The 21338-nt window shown below is 59.6% G+C and carries 21 protein-coding genes; 9 read left to right on the top strand and 12 right to left on the bottom strand.

What is annotated here, in order from left to right:
* Positions 1 to 166 precede the first annotated feature (166 nt).
* Positions 167 to 1228: an LPS export ABC transporter permease LptG gene (gene lptG, locus BK670_RS18720; RefSeq protein ID WP_123451897.1), complete on the bottom strand. Its 1062-nt coding sequence runs from the start codon at positions 1226 to 1228 to the stop codon at positions 167 to 169.
* Positions 1221 to 2342, bottom strand: coding sequence for an LPS export ABC transporter permease LptF (lptF, locus tag BK670_RS18715; protein ID WP_123451895.1), 1122 nt, complete (start codon positions 2340 to 2342; stop codon positions 1221 to 1223). Before lptF ends, lptG begins: the two co-directional genes overlap by 8 nt.
* A gap of 576 nt (positions 2343 to 2918) precedes the next feature.
* Between lptF and BK670_RS18710 the strand changes: the two genes are divergently transcribed.
* The 5 genes from BK670_RS18710 to rlmF all read left to right on the top strand — a co-directional run bounded on the left by BK670_RS18710 (position 2919) and on the right by rlmF (position 9670).
* On the top strand, positions 2919 to 4409 hold the full coding sequence (locus tag BK670_RS18710; RefSeq protein WP_123451893.1) for a leucyl aminopeptidase: 1491 nt from the start codon (positions 2919 to 2921) through the stop codon (positions 4407 to 4409).
* A 57-nt stretch (positions 4410 to 4466) separates the two neighbouring features.
* Positions 4467 to 4895, top strand: a complete 429-nt coding sequence (locus BK670_RS18705) for a DNA polymerase III subunit chi (protein ID WP_123451891.1) — start codon at positions 4467 to 4469, stop codon at positions 4893 to 4895.
* An 8-nt stretch (positions 4896 to 4903) separates the two neighbouring features.
* Positions 4904 to 5296, top strand: a complete 393-nt coding sequence (locus tag BK670_RS18700; protein WP_123451889.1) for a DNA polymerase III subunit chi — start codon at positions 4904 to 4906, stop codon at positions 5294 to 5296.
* A 267-nt stretch (positions 5297 to 5563) separates the two neighbouring features.
* Complete coding sequence (locus BK670_RS18695; protein ID WP_123451886.1) at positions 5564 to 8410, top strand: valine--tRNA ligase; 2847 nt, start codon at positions 5564 to 5566, stop codon at positions 8408 to 8410.
* Between the two features lie 240 nt (positions 8411 to 8650).
* Positions 8651 to 9670, top strand: a complete 1020-nt coding sequence (gene rlmF / locus BK670_RS18690; protein WP_123451884.1) for a 23S rRNA (adenine(1618)-N(6))-methyltransferase RlmF — start codon at positions 8651 to 8653, stop codon at positions 9668 to 9670.
* 196 nt (positions 9671 to 9866) lie between these two features.
* On the opposite strand, the gene BK670_RS18685 is transcribed toward rlmF, so the two are convergent.
* Positions 9867 to 10148 carry an HU family DNA-binding protein gene (locus BK670_RS18685; protein WP_003221909.1) on the bottom strand — a complete coding sequence of 94 codons (282 nt, stop codon included), beginning with the start codon at positions 10146 to 10148 and terminating at the stop codon, positions 9867 to 9869.
* A 486-nt stretch (positions 10149 to 10634) separates the two neighbouring features.
* Between BK670_RS18685 and yejK the strand changes: the two genes are divergently transcribed.
* Together yejK and BK670_RS18675 are read left to right on the top strand one after the other, a co-directional pair.
* The gene (gene yejK / locus BK670_RS18680; RefSeq protein ID WP_016984999.1) at positions 10635 to 11639 is read left to right on the top strand and encodes a nucleoid-associated protein YejK; all 1005 of its coding nucleotides are present in this window, start codon (positions 10635 to 10637) and stop codon (positions 11637 to 11639) included.
* Positions 11639 to 11989: a glutaredoxin family protein gene (locus BK670_RS18675; protein WP_123451882.1), complete on the top strand. Its 351-nt coding sequence runs from the start codon at positions 11639 to 11641 to the stop codon at positions 11987 to 11989. Before yejK ends, BK670_RS18675 begins: the two co-directional genes overlap by 1 nt.
* 149 nt (positions 11990 to 12138) lie before the next feature.
* Here BK670_RS18675 and BK670_RS18670 read toward each other — a convergent pair whose 3' ends face one another.
* From BK670_RS18670 to BK670_RS18650, 5 genes are all read right to left on the bottom strand, one after another.
* Positions 12139 to 13074, bottom strand: coding sequence for a glutathione S-transferase family protein (locus BK670_RS18670; RefSeq protein WP_123451880.1), 936 nt, complete (start codon positions 13072 to 13074; stop codon positions 12139 to 12141).
* An 84-nt stretch (positions 13075 to 13158) separates the two neighbouring features.
* Positions 13159 to 13461, bottom strand: coding sequence for a GIY-YIG nuclease family protein (locus BK670_RS18665; protein ID WP_008083651.1), 303 nt, complete (start codon positions 13459 to 13461; stop codon positions 13159 to 13161).
* 39 nt (positions 13462 to 13500) lie between these two features.
* The gene (locus BK670_RS18660) at positions 13501 to 13971 is read right to left on the bottom strand and encodes a nuclear transport factor 2 family protein (RefSeq protein ID WP_123451878.1); all 471 of its coding nucleotides are present in this window, start codon (positions 13969 to 13971) and stop codon (positions 13501 to 13503) included.
* A 204-nt stretch (positions 13972 to 14175) separates the two neighbouring features.
* A complete protein-coding gene (locus BK670_RS18655; RefSeq protein ID WP_123451876.1) occupies positions 14176 to 15480 on the bottom strand; it encodes a CynX/NimT family MFS transporter in 1305 nt (434 codons plus the stop codon).
* Complete coding sequence (locus tag BK670_RS18650) at positions 15470 to 16129, bottom strand: FadR/GntR family transcriptional regulator (RefSeq protein WP_123451874.1); 660 nt, start codon at positions 16127 to 16129, stop codon at positions 15470 to 15472. The genes BK670_RS18655 and BK670_RS18650 overlap by 11 nt, the downstream gene beginning before the upstream one ends.
* A 166-nt stretch (positions 16130 to 16295) precedes the next feature.
* On the opposite strand from BK670_RS18650, the gene BK670_RS18645 reads away from it, so the two are divergent.
* Both BK670_RS18645 and BK670_RS18640 read left to right on the top strand, forming a co-directional pair.
* Positions 16296 to 16607, top strand: a complete 312-nt coding sequence (locus BK670_RS18645; RefSeq protein ID WP_123451872.1) for a type II toxin-antitoxin system MqsR family toxin — start codon at positions 16296 to 16298, stop codon at positions 16605 to 16607.
* Positions 16604 to 17089 carry a type II toxin-antitoxin system MqsA family antitoxin gene (locus BK670_RS18640; protein WP_123451870.1) on the top strand — a complete coding sequence of 162 codons (486 nt, stop codon included), beginning with the start codon at positions 16604 to 16606 and terminating at the stop codon, positions 17087 to 17089. Before BK670_RS18645 ends, BK670_RS18640 begins: the two co-directional genes overlap by 4 nt.
* A gap of 53 nt (positions 17090 to 17142) precedes the next feature.
* On the opposite strand, the gene BK670_RS18635 is transcribed toward BK670_RS18640, so the two are convergent.
* From BK670_RS18635 to BK670_RS18620, 4 genes are all read right to left on the bottom strand, one after another.
* Entirely contained in the window at positions 17143 to 17907 is a 765-nt protein-coding gene (locus BK670_RS18635) for an amino acid ABC transporter ATP-binding protein (RefSeq protein ID WP_003221897.1), read from the bottom strand.
* A gap of 11 nt (positions 17908 to 17918) precedes the next feature.
* Positions 17919 to 19013 (bottom strand): amino acid ABC transporter permease, encoded by a 1095-nt coding sequence (locus tag BK670_RS18630; RefSeq protein WP_123451868.1) that lies wholly within the window; start codon positions 19011 to 19013, stop codon positions 17919 to 17921.
* A 10-nt stretch (positions 19014 to 19023) separates the two neighbouring features.
* Positions 19024 to 20205: an amino acid ABC transporter permease gene (locus BK670_RS18625; protein ID WP_095050967.1), complete on the bottom strand. Its 1182-nt coding sequence runs from the start codon at positions 20203 to 20205 to the stop codon at positions 19024 to 19026.
* A gap of 66 nt (positions 20206 to 20271) precedes the next feature.
* Entirely contained in the window at positions 20272 to 21303 is a 1032-nt protein-coding gene (locus tag BK670_RS18620; RefSeq protein ID WP_095050968.1) for an amino acid ABC transporter substrate-binding protein, read from the bottom strand.
* Positions 21304 to 21338: the final 35 nt, after the last annotated feature.

Below are 21338 nucleotides of genomic sequence, written 5' to 3'. Positions count from 1 at the left end.
ACACTCAAAAAGGCTGCAGGCATAGCCCGCCGAAAAATAGCCGGGAATTGTACCTGATACACGGCGCAAGCGTCACGTTCGCCTGTCACCCGGATTGCATGCAAAAACGCCCCGATCTGTCGACCGAGGCGTTTTCAAGGTTAAACAGTCGATGAAAGCTTGTTCATCAACCGGCTCGTCTAAGCAGCCAGACACCCGCCAACGCACAGACCCCGGCCGGCACCAGCACCGCAAACAACGGTGAGAAGCCGAACACCAGGCTCGAAGGGCCAAGCAAATCCTGGACGATACGGAAGGTGAAGCCCACCAGTACGCCGGTAAACACCCGCTGACCGAGGGTCACCGAGCGCAACGGCCCGAAGATGAAAGAGATCGCCATCAGCACCAGCGCTGCGGTCACCAGTGGCTGCAACACCTTGACCCAAAATGCCAGCCAGTAACGGCCATTGCTCAGGCCCTGCTCGGCCAGATAGTGGATGTAACCCCACAGACCGCTGATCGACAGCGATTCCGGAGCCATGACCACGGTGCTCAGCAATTGCGGGCTCAGGGACACGTCCCAACGCTCGGTCGGGGTGTTCACCACTTCCGTGCTGCGCTCATGGAACACGGTGGTCGCGACATCGGTGAGCTGCCAGTGATTGCCGTCAAACTCGGCTTTCTTGGCGAAGCTCGAACTCAGCAGGTGGCGCTCTTTATCGAAGTGATAGCGCGTCACGCCATACAACAGGCCGTTCGGTTGCACGGCGTTGATGTGAATGAACTCTTCACCCTGGCGGTGCCACATACCGTGCTTGGCGCTTTGTGCGTCGCCGCTGCCTTGCGCCAGCGAGCGATTGGCCTGCGCCATACTTTCAGTTGCCGGAGCGACGTATTCGCCGATCAACACGCCGGCTAGCATCAGCACCAGCATCGGCTTCATCACGGCCCAGACGATCCGGCCGATGGACACGCCAGCGGCACGCATGACCGTCAGCTCACTGCTGCTGGCCAGACTGCCGAGACCGATCAGACAGCCGATCAATGCGGCCATCGGCAGCATTTCGTAGAGACGGCGTGGCGCGGTCAGCAACACGAAGCTCAACACATCAACGAGGGTGTAGGTGTCGCTGACATCACCCATCTCATCGATGAAGGCAAACAAGGTTGCCAGGCCGAGAATGATTGCCAGCACGGCGATGATCGCCATGAACACGCTGCTGCCGATGTAGCGGTCGAGTTTAACCACGGGCCACCTCCAGCGCTGCAGCGCGACGGCTGGCCAGCTTCAGGCGCAGCGGCTCCCAATAGAGCAGGCCGAGACCGATGAACAGGAAGATCGCGTGTACCCACCACAGGCCGAGGGCCGGCGGGATCTTGCCTTTTTCAAGGGCGCCGCGGGCGGCAATCAGGATGGTCAGGTAAGCCATATAAAGAAGAATCGCCGGCAGCAGCTTGAGGAAACGCCCTTGGCGCGGATTGACTCGCGACAGCGGCACCGCCATCAGGGTCACGATAAACACCAGCAGCGGCAGGGACATACGCCATTGCAGCTCGGTTTTGGAGCGGATGTCATCGCTGCCCAGCAGGGACGAAGTCGGCATGGCGTCACGGTCGGTGACTTCTTCGCTGACGTCCGGTTTGGGCAACAGCACACCGTAGGTTTCGTAGTGAATGGCGCGGTAATCGGCCTGACCCGGGCTGCCGTCGTAGCGGTAACCGTTGTCGAGAATCAGGTAACGATTGCCGTCGGGGCGTACTTCCTGACGGCCCTTTTCAGCCACCAGCACGGAAATCCCGCGATCCTTTTGATCGGCACCGAGGTTTTTCTGCGAAATGAACACGCTGCCGAGATTGACGCGATCGTCGCTCAAGGTTTCGGTGTAGGTGACCCGAGTGCCGTCACGCAGGGCCTGGAAGCGACCTGGCTCGAGGGTGTCGAATTCAGTCAGGGCGTCCTGCTTGTTCAGCAGCAACTGGAACTGGTTGGCGCCTTGCGGGGCCAGGCCCAGGCTCAGCCACGCTACGACCAGCGCAACCAGGGTCGCTGGAAACAAGGTCATGCGAAACAGCTTCTGCTGGCTCATGCCGGTGGCCGAAAGCACAGTCATCTCGCTTTCCAGGTACAGGCGACCGTACGCCAGCAGGATCCCGAGGAACAGGCCCAGCGGCAGAATCAGCTGCAGGAAACCCGGCAGGCGATAGCCCATGATCAGGAACAGCGAACCCGGATCGAGCTGGCCGGCAGCGGCCTGAGCGAGGTATTTGATGAAGCGACCGCTCATGATGATGACCAACAGCACGGCACTCACGGCACTGAGGGTCAACAGGACTTCGCGGGACAGATAACGGAAGACGATCAAACCAGACACTCCAGGGTTGTCAGGCTAAGGCGGCCAAACAAGCAAACACATCGACCGGCCCGCAACGCAGAGCCGTCGAAAAAAGATGCGGCATTATCCTGTGATTGAGGGCGCCTGTCACTGCGCACACTCATCCATGTCTGTAATCCTTTGCAGATCGTACAACCTAGGGGGCGTTCTCAATTAGTTTTCACACCGCGCCGGGTCTGCTGTTGTGCAGGGCAAGGCGCGAGAAGCGTGGTTTGGTCATTCCAAATAAGCTTCGAGCAACGCAGCCCTGCACAACAGCAGGCCCGGCCCTTCGGGTTGTGCCTTAAAGCCGGCCAGTCTGCGTTGCAGGCCTTGGAAAGGGAACAACCATTCCCAGCGGCCTGCGCCTTGCCTGGCTGGCTTTAAGGCGACAACGCGGCGTGGAAACTAATTGAGAACGCCCCCTAGGGTTGTCAGGCGCGGGGAGCGAGGTTCAAACTGCGGCCCTTGTCGCAGGCTTTGGCCTGCGCCTCTTCTATCTATAAGCAGGCGACAGCGGACACCGTCGAACGCCTGCGTGTTGACCATTCATTCAGGGATCCGGACATGGAACTGGTTGTAAAAAGCGTTAGCCCAGAAACGTTGAAAACCGCCACCCTGGTGGTTGCCGTCGGCGAAGGCCGCAAACTCGGCGCCGCCGCCAGACAGGTCGACGAACTGAGCGGTGGCGCGATCAGCGCCGTGCTCAAGCGTGGCGATCTGGCCGGCAAGGTTGGCCAGAGTCTGTTGCTGCACAGCCTGCCAAACCTCAAAGCCGAACGCGTGCTGCTGGTCGGCGTGGGCAAGGATGAAGAACTGGGCGACCGTCCGTTCCGCAAAATCGTTGCCGGCATCCTCAACACACTCAAAGGCCTGGGCGGCAGCGACGCCGTGCTGGCGCTGGATGAAGTCATCGTCAAAGGCCGCGACAGCTACGGCAAGACCCGTTTACTGGCAGAAACCCTGGTGGACGGCGAATACACGTTCGACCAGTTCAAGAGCCAGAAAGCCGAACCGCGCGCCCTGAAGAAAGTCACCCTGCTGACCATCAAGGCTGCGCAAGCTGAAGTACAGCGCGCCGTGAATCACGCCACTGCAATCGCCAACGGCATGGCCTTCACCCGCGATCTGGGCAACCTGCCGCCGAACATCTGCCACCCGACCTTCCTTGGCGAACAAGCGAAGAACCTGGGCAAAGAGTTCAAGGACCTGAAAGTCGAAGTGCTCGACGAGAAGAAGATCAAGTCGCTGGGCATGGGCTCGTTCTACGCCGTTGGCCAGGGCAGCGCCCAGCCGCCACGCCTGATCGTCATGCAATACAACGGCGGCAAGAAATCCGAGAAGCCGTATGCCCTGGTCGGTAAAGGCATCACCTTCGACACCGGCGGCATCAGCCTGAAACCGGGCGCCGGCATGGACGAAATGAAGTACGACATGGGCGGCGCTGCCTCCGTGTTCGGTACCCTGCGTGCCGTGCTTGAGCTGAAACTGCCGATCAACCTGGTGTGCATCCTTGCTTGCGCGGAAAACATGCCGAGCGGCAATGCCACGCGTCCGGGCGACATCGTCACCACCATGAGCGGTCAGACTGTAGAAATCCTCAACACCGACGCCGAAGGCCGTCTGGTGCTGTGCGATGCACTGACCTACTCCGAGCGCTTCAAGCCACAAGCAGTGATCGACATCGCTACCCTGACCGGCGCGTGCGTCGTTGCCTTGGGTGCGCACACTTCGGGCCTGCTGGGCAACAACGACGAGCTGATCGGCCAACTGCTCACTGCTGGCAAAGCCGCTGACGACCGCGCCTGGCAACTGCCGCTGTTCGACGAGTACCAGGAGCAACTGGACAGCCCGTTCGCCGACATCGCCAACATTGGCGGGCCAAAAGCCGGCACCATCACCGCTGCGTGCTTCCTGTCGCGCTTCACCAAGAACCTCAACTGGGCGCACCTGGACATCGCGGGCACCGCATGGACCAGCGGCGGCAAGGACAAGGGCGCCACTGGCCGTCCGGTACCTCTGCTGACCCAGTACCTGCTGGATCGCGCCAAAGCCTGAACCCGCTGACGGGCGGCGTCACTTTCGGGTGACGCCGCTTGCTGCTCTGGAACCGCAATGACCAAAGTCGACTTCTATATCCTGCCCAGCGCCGATCCTTCGGCTCGCCTGGACTTTGCCTGCAAGCTCACCGAGAAAGCCTGGCGCATGGGGCACCGCATCTATCTGCATTGCAGCGACGCGGCTCAGCGTGACGCGCTCGATGCGCGGCTGTGGGCATTTAAAGGCGAAAGTTTCGTGCCGCATGGCCCGGCCGACAGCGAACCGGACGGCTTGATCGTTTTGGGCGTGGGTGATGACTGCGGTCAGCATCAGGATTTGCTGGTCAACCTCGACCTGAAAGTCCCCGCCTTCGCCAACAAATTCGCCCGAGTGGCGGAAGTGGTGGTTGAAGATCCGACGATTCGAGCAGCCGCGCGGGAGAGTTTCCGTTTCTACCGCGAACAGGGCTATCCTCTGCAAGATCACCGTTTACAGCGACTCTGAGCATTCCAATGGACACTCCGAAACCGCAACAAAAGTCCGCACACCTGTTGGATGATCTTGAATCGATCCGCCAGTTGCTCGGCGATGACAACCTGCAACCACCACTGTTGACCGACACGGTCGACGAAGGTGAACAGGAACAGATTCCTATGTTGTTCGAAGCGGTCGGCAACGAACCGCCTGCCGTCGAACCGCCTCCCGCCCCCGTTGCACCCGCCGCACAACCTGCTGCGCCCGCTGCCAAAGGCCCGGACGCCCTGCTCCACCTGGACAGCGAACTGCGCGCCGCCGCGCAATTGATCATGCAAGATGTGATCGACGACTTCGCGCCGCACATCGAAACCGAAATCAAACGCCGCCTCGACGCGCGCATGGAACGGTTGCTGAGCCAGTACGAATAACCCGGCCTTCGGTATTTTTTGTGGCGAGGGAGCTTGCTCCCGCTGGGGTGCGAAGCGCCCCCAAAACCATTCAACAGTGTTTTGTCCGCGAAGCCTGGGTGGCAGGGTTTACGACTGCTGCGCAGCCGAGCGGGAGCAAGCTCCCTCACCACAGAGTTCGCGATCACATTTAGGTCTCCATCCGGCCCGCCCCGCTCGCCCTCGGCCCCATGCCCCGCTATACTTCCCGGCTTTTCCTGAATAAATGCCAATAGGGTCCCGCCGCGCATGGATAAGACCTACCAGCCGCACGCCATTGAAACTTCCTGGTACAACACCTGGGAGTCCGAGAACTACTTCGCCCCGCAAGGCGCGGGCGACTCCTACACCATCATGATCCCGCCGCCGAACGTCACCGGCAGCCTGCACATGGGTCACGGTTTCAACAACGCGATCATGGACGCCCTGATCCGTTTCCGCCGCATGCAGGGTCGCAATACCCTGTGGCAGCCGGGCACCGACCACGCCGGTATCGCCACGCAGATGCTGGTGGAGCGTCAACTGGAAGCCACCGGCCAGAATCGCCACGATCTGGGCCGCGAAAAATTCCTCGAGAAAGTCTGGGAATGGAAGGATCAGTCCGGCGGCAACATCAGCCGTCAGATCCGTCGCCTCGGTTCGTCCGTCGACTGGAGCCGCGAGCGCTTCACCATGGACGACGGCCTCTCGGAAGCGGTTAAAGAAGCGTTCGTGCGCCTGCACGAAGACGGTCTGATCTACCGCGGCAAGCGCCTGGTCAACTGGGACACCAAGCTGCACACGGCGATTTCCGACCTCGAAGTGGAAAACCACGACGAGAAAGGTTTCCTGTGGAACCTCAAGTATCCGCTGGCCGATGGCGTGAAAACCGCTGAAGGTAACGATTTCCTGATCGTCGCGACCACCCGTCCGGAAACCATGCTCGGCGACTCCGCCGTCGCGGTTAACCCGAACGACGAGCGCTACAAAGCCCTGATCGGCAAATTCGTCGAGCTGCCACTGGTTGGCCGCCGCATCCCGATCATCGCCGACGATTACTGCGATCCTGAATTCGGCACCGGTTGCGTGAAAATCACCCCGGCCCACGATTTCAACGACTACGAAGTCGGCAAGCGCCACAACCTGCCGCTGCTGAACATCTTCGACAAGAACGCCAACGTGCTGCCAGCGGCCCAGGTGTTCAACCTCGACGGCACGCTGAATGACAGCATCGACGGCAAGATTCCGGCCGAATACGCCGGTCTCGAGCGTTTCGAAGCGCGCAAGCAGATCGTGGCTGCGTTCGACGCCGCCGGCCTCCTGGTCAGCGTCAACGATCACGCGCTGAAAGTGCCGAAAGGCGACCGCTCCGGCACCATCATCGAGCCGTGGCTGACCGACCAGTGGTACGTATCGACCAAGCCCTTGGCCGAGCCTGCGATTGCCGCCGTTGAAGACGGCCGTATCCAGTTCGTGCCGAAGCAGTACGAAAACATGTACTTCTCGTGGATGCGCGACATCCAGGACTGGTGCATCAGCCGCCAGCTGTGGTGGGGCCACCGGATTCCGGCCTGGTACGACGAGTCGGGCAAGGTCTATGTAGGCCGCGACGAAGCCGAAGTGCGTGCCAAGCACAACCTCGGCCCGGACATTGCGCTGCAACAGGACAACGACGTACTCGACACCTGGTTCAGTTCCGGCCTGTGGACCTTCTCCACCCTGGGCTGGCCTGAACAGACCGAATTCCTGAAGAAATTCCACTCCACCGACGTGCTGGTCACCGGCTTCGACATCATCTTCTTCTGGGTCGCCCGGATGATCATGCTGACGATGCACCTGATCAAGAACGAGGACGGCACGCCGCAGGTTCCGTTCAAGACCGTTTATGTGCACGGTCTGGTGCGTGATGGCCAGGGCCAGAAGATGTCCAAGTCCAAGGGCAACGTCCTTGACCCGCTGGACATCATCGACGGTATCGAGCTGGAAGAACTGGTGCAGAAACGCACCTCCGGCATGATGCAGCCGAAACTGGCGAAGAAGATCGAGAAGCAGACCCGCGACGAGTTCGCCGACGGTATCGCCAGCTACGGCACCGACGCCCTGCGCTTCACCTTCTGCTCGCTGGCCTCGACCGGTCGCGACATCAAGTTCGACATGGGCCGCGTCGAAGGCTATCGCAACTTCTGCAACAAGATCTGGAACGCCGCGCGTTATGTGCTGGACAAGGGCGAAGACTGCGGCCAGAACGGCGAAGCCTACGAGCTGTCGCTGGCGGATCGCTGGATCATCTCGCAGCTGCAACGCACTGAAGCCGAAGTGACCCGTCAGCTGGATCAGTTCCGTTTCGACCTCGCCGCGCAAGCGCTGTACGAGTTCATCTGGAACCAGTACTGCGACTGGTACCTGGAACTGTCCAAGCCGGTGCTGTGGGACGAGAACGCGCCGGTTGAACGTCAGCGCGGCACTCGCCGTACGCTGGTGCGTGTACTGGAAGTGGCGTTGCGTCTGGCGCATCCGTTCATGCCGTTCATCACTGAAGAAATCTGGCAGCGCATCGCGCCGCTGGCCGGCATTCAGGGCAAGACGATCATGCTGCAAGCGTGGCCAGTGGCCAACGAAGAGCGCATCGATCCGGCAGCCGAAGACGACATCGAATGGCTCAAGGAACTGATGCTCGGCACGCGTAACATCCGTGGCGAAATGAACATCGGCCCGGGCAAGCCACTGCCGATCTACCTGAAGAACGTCAGCGCTGAAGACCAGCGCCGTCTGACCGAGAACGAAGCGCTGCTGAAGAAGCTGGCGCGTCTGGAATCGATCACCGTTCTGAAGGCTGGCGAAGAAGCCCCGCTGTCCGCTACCGCACTGGTTGGCGAGATGGAAGTGCTGGTGCCAATGGCCGGTCTGATCGACAAGGGCGCTGAACTGGCGCGTCTGGACAAGGAAATCCTGCGTCTGCAGGGCGAAGTCCAGCGGGTTGGCGGCAAACTGTCCAACGCCGGTTTCGTTGACAAGGCCCCGGCCGAAGTCATCGAGAAGGAACGCGCCAAACTGGCCGAGGCTGAACAAGCCTTGGGCAAACTGGCCGAGCAGCACGCGCGGATTGCCAGCCTGTAACGGCAAATCGCAATGAAAAAGGGAGGCCCAGGTGGCCTCCCTTTTTTATGACCACACCACATTTCCCCTGTAGGAGCTGCCGAAGGCTCGGGCCGCGATCGGACGATCTTTTGATCTCGCTTCTAAAAATCAACATCAAAAGATCGTAGCCTTCGGCAGCTCCTACATGGGTTCGGCGCATGGCTCATCAATGTGGGACAATACCCGCCACTTTCAGCCATACCCGAATCGACCACGCCCATGAACGCCCCCCGCACACCCAAACCTGCGCGCAAGAAGCCTGACACCGCGCCCCCGGCCAAAGCCGTTGAGCCGCGTGAAAAGGCCAGCCTGCACCCGCGCAATCGCCATCAGGGTCGCTACGACTTCCCGGCGTTGATCAAGACCACGCCGGAACTGGCGAAGTTCGTGATCACCAACCCGTACGGCAAGGAAAGCATCGACTTCGCCAGCCCCGATGCGGTACGCGTGTTCAACCGGGCGCTGCTCAAGGCATTTTATGGCATCCAGCATTGGGACATCCCGGCGGACTACCTCTGCCCACCGGTGCCGGGCCGTGCCGATTACGTGCACTTCCTCGCGGATCTGCTGGCGAGCATGAACGACGGTAAAGTCCCGCGCGGCGCGATCGTCAACGTACTGGACATCGGCATGGGCGCCAACTGCGTGTACCCGCTGATCGGCAACAGCGAATATCGCTGGCACTTCCTCGGCTCGGAAATCGACCCGACCGCCGTGGCGGCCGCCAGAGCCATCGTTCAGTCCAACGATCTGAGCAAGGTCATCCAGCTGCGCCAACAGGAAAACCGCAAGCACATCCTGATCGGCTTGCTGGAGCCGGGTGAGCGCTTTGACCTGACCATGTGCAACCCGCCGTTCCACGCTTCGATGGAAGAAGCGACCAAGGGCAGCGAGCGCAAATGGCGCGCACTGGGCAAGGCTGATCCGAAACGCAAACTGCCGGTGCTGAACTTCGGTGGCCAGTCGGCGGAGCTGTGGTGTGAAGGTGGCGAAGCGCGCTTTGTGACGCAACTGATCGCCGAGAGCGCGAACTTCCAGCATAAAGTGCTGTGGTTCAGCACGTTGGTGTCGAAAGCGTCGAACCTGCCGGCCATCGAAACGGCGCTGAAAAAGGCCGGAGTGCTGGAAAGCCAAGTGGTGGAGATGTCGCAGGGGCAGAAGCAGAGCCGCTTTGTGGCGTGGACGTTCCAGACCAAGTCCGAGCAGCAGATCTGGCGCCGCGAGCGCTGGGTTCGCTAACACTGATCACTGCCCCGCTGTAGGAGCTGCGGCACGCTGCGATCTTTTGATCTTGATCCTGAAGAACAAGATCAAAAGATCGCAGCCTCGTTTCACTCGACAGCGCCTACAAGGCGGGGTCAATTCCTCGCCAAATCACAGGCACAAAAAAACCGTGCCCGGATCACTCCGGTGCACGGTTTTTTATCGCTGCGTCTTACTTGTTCACAGCGTCGGTCAGGCCTTTGGCCACAACCAGCTTGATCACTTTCTTTGCAGGGATTTCGATGGCAGCGCCAGTCGAAGGGTTACGGCCAGTGCGGGCAGGACGCTCGGTCACTTTCAGCTTGCCGATACCTGGCAAGGTGATTTCGCCGCCGTTTTCCAGCTGATCGGCAACGATTTGGCCCAGTTGGTCCAGAGCGTTACGCGCGGTGGTTTTCGGCGCGTCGATAGCTTCAGCGATGTCGGCGATCAGTTGGTCTTTAGTAAGAGCCATGTAGTGTTCCTTCCCTATCAAATTCATATGGATTGCAGAGTGCAGTGTCAGCCATCGAGCCCGATCTTCTGGATCTGGCACCCTCGGCGATAACCACGACGAGTCGGGTTATAGATACCGAAATCAGGGTTTGGTTCGACCTGACAAATGCTGAATGCACGCTTAACGCAGTGACTTCGCGTAAGACCGGGCAAAACTAGCACAGAGACGGGGAAATATCCGCCTCTAGCTACCCATTTGGTCAGCTTTATTGCTCTAAACCGCGAAAAAACTGCATAAGCGTCAGCGCACGCCCCGGTTTTGCCCTTCAACCCCCTGTAGGAGCTGCCGAAGGCTGCGATCTATTGATCTGGCTTTTCAAGAAAACAAGATCAAAAGATCGCAGCCTTCGGCAGCTCCTACGGAGAGTCTCGACCGGAGATTCGGGTACACTTAGCGCTTTTTCGGGGGAGCCTGCCCTCCTCCCTTCCAACAGCCGAGAAGCCCATGCCGATCCGTCATTGCATCGTCCACCTGATCGACAAAAAACCCGACGGCACGCCCGCAGTTCTGCACGCCCGTGACACTGAACTGGCCGAGTCTGCAGCCATCGAAAACATGCTCGCCGACCTCAACGAGAGCTATAACGCCAAACAGGGCAAAGCCTGGGGCCTGTTCCATCCGGAGTCCGGCGCGTTCCCGTTCAGCGGCTGGCTGAAGGAATACATGGAAGGCGGCAAGGACTTCACCGCGTTCAGCAAAGTCGCGGTCGAGCACCTGCAGAAGCTGATGGAAGAATCGAACCTGTCGGTCGGCGGCCACGTGCTGTTCGCCCACTATCAACAAGGCATGACCGATTACCTGGCCATCGCCCTGCTGCACCACAGCGAAGGCGTGGCGGTGACCGACGAGCTGGACGTGACCCCGTCGCGCCACCTCGACCTTGGGCAATTGCACCTGGCGGCGCGGATCAACGTCTCCGAGTGGCAGAACAACAAGCAGTCCAAGCAGTACATCTCGTTCATCAAGGGCAAGAATGGCAAAAAGGTCTCGGAATACTTCCGCGACTTTATCGGCTGCCAGGAAGGCGTCGACGGCCCGGGCGAGACCCGTACGCTGCTCAAGGCCTTCAGCGACTTCGTCGAGAGCGAAGACCTGCCGGAAGACTCCGCCCGCGAAAAGACCAAGACCCTGGTCGATTACGCCAGCAGCCAGGCCAAACTCGGCGAACCGATGGGCCTGGAAGAGCTCTCGGAGCTGATCGACGAAGAGCGCCCGAAAGCCTTCTACGATCACATCCGCAACAAGGATTACGGTCTGTCCCCAGAGATTCCGGCGGACAAACGCACCCTCAACCAGTTCCGCCGCTTCACCGGCCGCGCCGAAGGCCTGTCGATCAGCTTTGAAGCACACCTGCTGGGCTCGAAGATCGAATACGACGAAGAGGCTGGCACCTTGGTAATCAAAGGCCTGCCGACATCACTCACCGATCAGTTGAAGCGCCGTAACTGATGTTCGGCAATGTGCTGAAGAAGGTCGCGCTGGTTCTGCTGGTGGTCGTGGTCTATCAGAACTGGGGCAAGATCGAGCGGGTGTTCAACCCGTCGCAGATGGTTTCGGAGCAGACGCGGGCGCAGGCCAATGTCGTGCTCTACGCCACCGACTGGTGCGGCTACTGCAAGCAGACCAAGCGTTTTCTCGACAGCAAGGGGATTCCATTCAAGGAGTTCGATATCGAGAAGGATGCCGAGGCGCGCAAGGCGTACGAAGCATTGGGCGGGCGCGGGATTCCGATGATCGACGTGAATGGCACGTTGATTCGCGGGTTTGACCCGGACGAAATCCTCGCCGCCCTGAAGTAACGCACACACCTGTGGCGAGGGAGCTTGCTCCCGCTCGACTGCGCAGCAGTCGCAAACCTGCGAACATGCTCTCGCCTTGGAAAAACGGGGGCCGCTTCGCATCCCAGCGGGAGCAAGCTCCCTCGCCACAGGGTGTTGTGTGCAATCCGTTAGCGGGCTTCGATGCGGAAGCCGAAGCGCGGGAAGTGCACATGCACCACGCCGCCACGCTCATCTTCGCGACGAATGATCAGTTCTTCACTACCGGCAAACAGCAACTCACCCACCACCGGATCAACCCCGTAATCGGTCGCAGCGATCGCCACCTGCTGCCCGGCCTTGAAGCCATTCGGATCAACAAACTGCTCATCCGGCAATGCAGCCGGTGTCGCGTTGCGTGCAACCTCAAGCGCCTCTTCCGACGTCATCGCACTGGCTGCGCCATGGCCAAAGCCCAGCACTCGGCCCAACCAGGCCGCAACAGCCGGATACTCATCCACCAATGGAGCCGTGACATGCGTGGCCTTGAGGAACCACATGGGATGCGCCAATGCGAAGTCGGCAATCGACGGTTCGCCGAACAAGAAGTCGCCTTGCTCGCGCTGCAACTGCTGCTCCAGACGCGCCATGATCGTCGGCCACTGATGCTTGGCTTGTTCGGCAGACAAACGCGTGGCGCTGCCACCACTGAAAAGACCGGCGCGGTCGGCAATAAAAGCTTTGATCGCTTCCGGCGGCAACTTGGCGAAACGAACCGCCACCGATTCCGGCTGAAACACCAGGCTCACCGCATGTTGAAACACCACCGAGTCAGCCCATGTGGCAAAACTGGCGGCAGTGAATTCCTGGCCCTCGGGAAAGAACGCCGGCAACGCCTTTTCCTGCTCCAGGCGGCGTGCGATTAACGATGTGTCGCAATAGATGTCAGCACCAATCTGCAGCACCGGGGTCTTGCGATAGCCACCGGTCAGGGCGGTCAGATCCGGTTTCGGCATCACCGGCGAGATATGCACCGAGCGCCACGACAAGCCTTTGAACCCCAGCAGCAGGCGGGCCTTTTCGGCAAATGGGGAGGTCGGGTAATGATGCAGAATCAACTCGGACATGCTCGGCTCCGCCGCTCAGATAGTGAGCCCGCAGCTTAGCGTGCATTTGCTTAGCAGCCTACAGATCTGCCTGATGGGAACTGATCAGTCAGATTGATAAGACGCGACCAGGCATTCCTTGGCGCTCTTCCTGAGCTTTTTGATCAGCCGTTCCTGCCGCAACGCATCGCTCTTGTCGCGGCACAGCTCGGTATAAACCAGCGCCATCGCCGGGCTGGAGAGGAAGAACCGCGCGCCTTTGCCGCTTTGATGCTTGGCGAAGCGGCGCACCGGGTCGTCGCTGATTCCGCAGTACAACGAGCCATTGGCCGCGCGAACGAGGTAGACGAACCAGGACTTGCTCACCGGTTCGGCAACATCGACAGATTTTTCGCTAAGGCTGGTCACTTCGGGATCAAGACGTGTAGGAAACAGGCTGCGATCTTATCAGCGACCGGCCTGAAATGCCTTCAGTCCCTTCAGCGCCTGGGCGCGTACGGCGTTGCGCACCAGCGGTGTCCAGCCCAATAGCAGGCCTTTGAAACCCAGTGCCTGACGCGACCAGCGCCACAGATCGAAGTGGTCGTGGTGCTCGCAGATCTTGCCGTCACGGAACACGAAGCGGGCCTGGATATCGTTGATGACGATGTTGCCGGTCTGGCTGAACAGGTAGGTCGCAACCCAATGCGCGCCGCCGCTGCGCTCGTCGGCGCGGACGTTGTCGAAGGTCAGCGAGAAGTCTTTGGCGCGGGTGGTGAGCATGCGCCACATGTCGCCGGCATCACGCCCGCGCAGTTCACCGAAAGCCGGATCGCTGAACACGACGTCGTCGGTGTAACAGGCGGCCATGGATTCGGCATCGAGGCGCTGGAAGGCTTGGTAGAAGCGGGTGATCAACGCGGCGTGGGCTTCGCTCATGGGCAAACTCCAAAATAGGTACAGAGTGCCAGCACGATAATCTGCAATGCGCAGAAACACTATCGGCATTCGTAAACCGAATACCCGCTGTACACAAAACCCATGTAGGAGTGAGCATGCTCGCGATAGCGGTGTGTCAGTCAGCGCAACGTTGACTGGTATAAAGCTATCGCGAGCAGGCTCACTCCTACAGTTTGAACCGCGTCAGATTTTTTCGCTTTGCACTTGCACGTACAGCGCACGCCCGGCGCCGAGCCCGGCAATGATCGCGCCTGTGCCAATAATGCCGAAGATCCAGCCCACCGCATTCCAGCCGCCGGTCCAGTCATGCACCACGCCAACCGCGAACGGCCCCATCGACGCGAGGGTGTAACCGAATCCCTGAGACATACTCGACAGGTTCGCCGCGACGTGCGAATCCCGCGAGCGCAGCACGATCAACGTCAACGCCAGACTGAACGTACCGCCCTGCCCCAGTCCCAGCAGAATCGCCCAGCCCCACAGGCCTTCGATCGGCGCATACAGGCAGCCAAACAGACCGCCAAGGGTCAGCGCCATGACCACGACGATGGCCAGACGCTGATCCTTGCCGCGAGTCGCCAGCCACGGTGCGGCCAACGAACTGGCGAGCTGGATGATCACCGAACCGGACAACACCAGACCGGCCTGGGTCGGCGTCAGACCACGACCAATCAGGATCGACGGCAACCAGCCGAACACGATGTAGGCCAGCGACGATTGCAGGCCCATGTACAAGGTCACCTGCCAGGCCAGCGGATCACGCAGCAGCCCGCGCACACGATAAGCAACGTTGTGTGCACCCTGCTTCTGCCCGACTTGCGGCAGCCAAAACACCGCCGCAACCAGCGCCGGAATTACCCAGAAACCCAGGCCCATCGCCCAACTGTTACCGAAATGTTCACTCAATGGCACGCTGGAGCCCGCCGCCATCGCCGCACCCAGACACAGCGCCATGGTGTAGACGCCGGTCATGGTGCCGGCGTGTTTGGCGAAGTCGCGCTTGACGATGCCCGGCAGCAGTACCCCGATAATACCAATGCTCGCACCGCCCAATACGCTGCCAGCAAACAGGCCGATCTCACCGAAGTTGCTGCGCAAAATGATCCCGCCGGCCAGCGTCAGTAGAATCCCCAACACCACCCGCTCGGCACCGAAACGCCGCGCCAGAATCGGTGCCAATGGGGCGAACAAGCCCAAGCAAAGTACCGGCAACGTGGTCAGCAAACCGGCCTGAGCTGCCGACAGTCCGAGGCTTTTCGAAACGTCGCTGAGCAGCGGCGCCATGCTCGACAGCGCCGGACGCAGGTTCAGCGCCACCAGAATCAAGCCCAGCAGCAACAGCCATGGCCGGCGCACCAGCGGATGGCTCTGCTGCACTTGCTCATCATCGGCCTCGGCGTCGATCAGCAGTTCTTCGAGTTCTGCCGTGCGCTTCGGGGTTGTGGATATCTCACTGCGTGACATGGATTTCTCGGTTTCAAGGTTCATTGATCAACTGTCTCGATAAAGCTTTGGCCCGTTCCGGGTCGCGTTTCTCGACCGCATCGAGCAGCTCGATGTGCAGGTCGAACACTTCCTGGCGGCGCGGGACGATGTTCAGGGTCTGGCGCAATTGCGCGCCGACGATGCTGGAGAAATAGCGATACAGCTCGCTGAGGGTCGGGTTGTGCGCGGCATCGACCAGACGACGGTGGAACACCAGATCGCAGGCGATGTAGGTGTCCAGATCACCGTGGTAGTGACTGCCGCTGGTGCCAAGCGCTTCACGCAATGCGACGAGGTCTTCGTCGGTGCGGCGCAACGCTGCCAGGCCGATGGCCTCGACTTCGAGGATGTGCCGGGTTTCCCGTGCCTGATCGAGCGAGCAGCGCGATAACGCCTTCAGCGTATCGAGCGGATCAACCACCGCGCGCAAGTAACTGCCATCGCCCTGGCGAATCTCGATCAATCCGGAAAACGCCAGCACGCGCATGGCTTCGCGCACGGTATTGCGGCTGATGCCCAGCTCCGCGCACAGCTCCGGTTCGGTCGGCAAACGCTCGCCGACCTGCCAAGCACCGCTGTTGATGCGCTGGCGGAGTTGATCCAGGGCCTGATCGACCAGGGATCGCTTAATGAGTGGAGAAATGTCTGACATGGAATTCGCCCTTTCATCCAATCATAGGATGAATTTTCTGACATGTTAGTCAGACCCGTATAGGACGGCAACCACCTAGGGTCAATCGGAGACGCATGGAGCGGGATTTTCGATTGGTCAAAATTACCCTTTAAGGGTAATTTCAGGGACAGGGTTTTGATTTCTTATGGAGAAGAACACACCCCATTACGACTTGGCGGTGGTAAAGGCGGATGTCAGGCGGCTTGGCTGGAGAGCATTCACGCACACAGCGCGAAGGACTGGCACTGCACTCGAATTGACACTCAAAGAGATGCAGGAAGTCATTTTCAAACTGCAACGCAACATGTTGTACAAGTCGATGACGACATATGGCGATCACCGAATCTGGCAAGACGTCTATCACATCAAATCACATGATTTGGAGATTTACATAAAGGTGTCATATCACTACGACAGGCGCCCACCAGTGATCTCCTTCAAGGAGAGCAATTCATGAATACCCAACAGTGCTTCAGTTGCGGTGCCCCGGAAGGCATGTTGCATTTCCGGGGCCGGGCCGAGACCGTGAGCGTCGAGGGAATGGAGCGTCGGGTCGATGATCTGTCAGGCTGGGAGTGCCAGAAATGCGGTGAAGTCGAATTGGATGACGAGTGCGGGCTGCGTTATTCGCACGCATGCGACGAACTCGTTATTGCCGGAAGAAAAATGATCGGAAACGAGATGAAAAAGATCCGGCGCAAACTTCACTTGACGCAAAAAGACGCGGTCCTCTTGCTTTCAGGCGGTGGCCATAATGCATTCTCCCGGTACGAACGCGGTGAATCACCTGCGCCAAAAGCGTTAGTGCTGCTTATGCGTCTTCTGGATCGCTACCCGCATTTGCTCGCTGATGCGAGAGTCCTGGCCGAAGGTGCTGATTTAAGGGGAGCATTCACTTTCACCGAGCACAAAGAAAAAGAGCCCCTTAGCGCATCCTGACCCACAAAAAACAAACCCGGCACAAGGCCGGGTTCGTTTTTACCCACAAACCATCAATGCAAAATCTGACTCAAGAACAACTTCGTCCGGTCATTCTGCGGATTATCGAAGAAGTCATTCGGCGCCGCCTGCTCAACGATTTCACCTTTGTCCATGAAGATCACGCGGTTGGCCACGGTGCGGGCAAAGCCCATTTCGTGGGTCACGCAAAGCATGGTCATGCCGTCTTCAGCCAGACCAATCATGGTGTCGAGTACTTCCTTCACCATTTCCGGATCGAGTGCTGAAGTCGGCTCATCGAACAGCATGATTTTCGGTTTCATGCACAGAGCACGAGCGATCGCCACGCGCTGTTGCTGACCACCGGACAGTTGCCCCGGGAATTTATGCGCCTGCTCCGGAATGCGTACGCGTTCCAGGTAATGCATGGCGATTTCCTCGGCCTTGCGCTTGGGCATCTTGCGTACCCACATCGGCGCCAGGGTGCAGTTCTGCAAAATGGTCAGGTGCGGGAACAGGTTGAAGTGCTGGAACACCATGCCGACTTCGCGGCGGATCGCTTCGATCTGCTTGAGGTCGTTGGTCAGTTCCACGCCGTCGACGACGATGCGGCCCTGCTGGTGCTCTTCCAGACGATTGAGGCAACGAATCGTCGTCGATTTGCCGGAACCCGACGGGCCGCACAGGACGATACGCTCGCCCTGCTTGACGTTGAGGTTGATGTCTTTGAGCACGTGGAACTGGCCGTACCACTTGTTGACGCCCTGCATTTGAATAATGCCTTCAGGACCTACAGGCTTTTTGATTGCTTCACTCATTTACAGAACTCCTAACGCTTGTGGCCAGTGTCGAGCTTGCGTTCCAGATGCATGGAATAGCGCGACATACCAAAACAGAAAATCCAGAACACCAGGGCGGCGAACACGTAGCCTTCGGTGGCCATGCCCAGCCATTTCGGATCGGCAGCGGCTTGTTTGACGCTGTTGAGCAGGTCAAAGAGGCCGATGATGATCACCAGACTGGTGTCCTTGAACAGCGCAATGAAGGTGTTGACGATGCCGGGGATCACCAGCTTCAGGGCTTGCGGCAGGATCACCAGGCCCATCGAACGCCAGTAACCGAGGCCCATCGCTGCAGCCGCTTCATACTGACCTTTAGGGATCGCTTGCAAACCGCCGCGCACCACCTCAGCCACATAGGCCGACTGGAACAGGATCACGCCGATCAATGCCCGCAGCAGTTTGTCGAAGTTCATGCCTTCGGGCAGGAACAGCGGCAGCATCACCGAGGACATGAACAGCACGGTGATCAACGGCACGCCACGCCAGAATTCGATGAAGGTCACGCAGACCACACGAATTGCCGGCATGTTCGAACGACGACCCAGCGCCAGCACAATCCCCAGTGGCAAGGCCCCGGCGATACCGACGGTAGCGATGACCAAGGTCAGCATCAGGCCGCCCCACTGGCTGGTCGCCACATTGCTCAGACCAAAACCGCCATGCAGCAGGATGTAGGCAATGATCGGGTACAGCACCAGGAAGCTCAGCCCGTACACCGCTTTACGCGGGAAGCGCGAGATGAACAGGGGTGCCACGCCGATCACCGCCAGCCACACGGTCAGGTCCACGCGCCAGCGCAGTTCCGGCGGGTAGTAGCCGTACATGAACTGGCCGAAACGCTGCTGAATGAACACCCAGCAGGCGCCGTCCTTGGTGCAGTCGGCGCGGGTGGTGCCGACCCAGTTGGCATCGAGGATGGCCCAACTGAGGATCGGTGGCACGACGAGGTAGATCAGGTAGAACGCAAACAGGGTCAGCAGGGTGTTGAGCCAGCTGGAGAACATGTTCGCGCGCATCCACGCCACCACGCCGATGCTGCTGTTCGGTGGGGGCATGTCAGGTTTGAAAGTATGAGTACTCATGCGCTTTTCCTTACCGCTCGATCAGCGCAATGCGCTTGTTGTACCAGTTCATCAGCAGGGAAATGCTGATACTGATCGCCAGGTACACGCTCATGGTGATGGCAATCACCTCGATCGCCTGACCGGTCTGGTTGAGCACCGTGCCGGCAAACAGCGACACCATTTCCGGGTAACCGATACCGGCCGCCAGCGACGAGTTCTTCGCCAGGTTGAGGTATTGGCTGGTCAGCGGCGGAATGATCACGCGCAGGGCTTGCGGAATGATCACCTTGCGCAGGGTCGGGCCGTTGCGCAGGCCGAGCGAACGCGCCGCTTCGGTCTGGCCATGGCTGACCGACTTGATCCCGGAACGCACGATCTCGGCGATGAACGCCGCGGTGTATACGGTCAGAGCCAGGGTCAAGGCGAGCAGTTCCGGGATCAACACCCAGCCGCCGACGAAGTTGAAGCCTTTGAGTTCAGGCATTTCCCAGTGCAGCGGTGCGCCGAAGATCAGGGCGCACAAGGTCGGGATCACCAGCAGAATCGCCAGGCCGACCCAGAACTTGTGGAACGGCACGCCGGTTTCTTCAAAGCGCTTGTTGGCCCAGCGGCACATCAGCACGATGCCGACAATGGCCACCACGATGCTGATCACGAATGCCCAGAAACCGTCAGCCGCCAGCGCGGCCGGCATGTTCAGGCCACGGCTGCTGACGAAGAAGGTGTCGCCGAAGTTATGGCTGTTGCGCGGTCCCGGCATGGTCAGGAACACCGCGAAGTACCAGAACAGGATTTGCAGCAGCGGCGGAATGTTGCGGAACACTTCCACATACACGGTCGCCAGTTTGCTGATGATCCAGTTCTGCGACAGCCGTGCCACACCGATGATGAAACCGAGGATCGTCGCCAGAATCACGCCGATGACGGTTACCAACAGGGTGTTGAGCAGACCGATGACAAAGACGCGGGCATAGCTGTCCGCTTCGGTGTAGTCGATCAGGTGTTGAGCGATGCCGAACCCGGCACTGCGCTCCAGAAAGCCGAAACCGGAGGTAATGCCCCGGTGCTGAAGGTTGGTTTGCGTGTTGTCGAACAAGTACCAGCCCAGCGAGACCACCGCCACAACGGTGATGATCTGGAATAGCCACGCACGCACTCGTGGATCGCTGAGGCTGAGCCTCTGCTTTGGTGCGCCGATTGAATTTTGCATGAAGTGCCCCGGAAAAAATGGAACAAGAACATCACCCGGCGGTTGGCCCGCCGGGTGATAGAACCATTAGCGCACTGGTGGTGCGTACTGAATGCCGCCGTTGTTCCACAGGGCGTTCAAGCCGCGGTCGATTTCCAGCGGAGTGCTCTTGCCGAGGTTTTTCTCGAAGATTTCGCCGTAGTTGCCGACTTGTTTGACGATCTGCACAACCCAGTCTTTCGGCAGTTTCAGATCTTTGCCGTATTCGCCGTCAGCGCCGAGCATACGGGCAACGTCCGGGTTCTTGGTCGACTTGGCTTCCGCTTCGACGTTCTTCGAAGTGATACCGGCCTCTTCAGCGTTGAGCAGCGCGTAGCCAACCCAGCGTACGATTGCCAGCCACTCGTCGTCGCCGTTACGCACGACCGGGCCCAGCGGTTCTTTGGAAATGGTTTCCGGTAGAACCACGTAGTCCTTCGGCGACGCCAGCTTGGAGCGCTGGGCAAACAGTTGGGACTTGTCGGAGGTCAGCACGTCGCAACGACCGGATTCCAGCGACTTGGCGCTTTCATCGGAGGTGTCGAAGGTGATCGGGGTGTATTTCAGACCGTTGCCACGGAAGTAGTCGGAAACGTTCAGCTCGGTGGTGGTACCGGCCTGGATGCAGATGGTTGCACCGTCCAGCTCTTTGGCACTCTTCACGCCCAGCTTGTTGTTCACCAGGAAGCCGATGCCGTCGTAGTAGGTAATGAAGCCCGGGAATTTCAGGCCCATGCCCGCGTCACGCGAACTGGTCATGGTGGTGTTACGCGACAGGATGTCGATCTCGCCCGATTGCAGCGCGGTGAAGCGCTCCTTGGCGTTCAACTGACTGAATTTGACTTTGGTCGCGTCGCCGAATACGGCAGCGGCCACTGCGCGGCAGACGTCAGCGTCGATCCCGAGGATCTTGCCGGTTGCGTCCGGTACCGAGAAGCCCGGCAGACCGTCGCTCACGCCACACTGCACGAAACCTTTCTTCTGCACGGCATCCAGGGTTGCACCCGCCTGAGCGAACCCGCTGACGCCGAGAACTGTTGCTGCAGTCACGATCGCCAGAGTGGATTTCAACATCTTCATTCAAACCTCCAGTTTTGCTCTTGTTGTGTCGGAGC

It is taken from the genome of Pseudomonas fluorescens (assembly GCF_003732425.1).
Taxonomy (GTDB): Bacteria; Pseudomonadota; Gammaproteobacteria; order Pseudomonadales; family Pseudomonadaceae; genus Aquipseudomonas; species Aquipseudomonas fluorescens_BE.
Note: the sequence above shows the minus strand (reverse complement) of the source record. Positions and strands in the feature narration are given on the sequence as shown.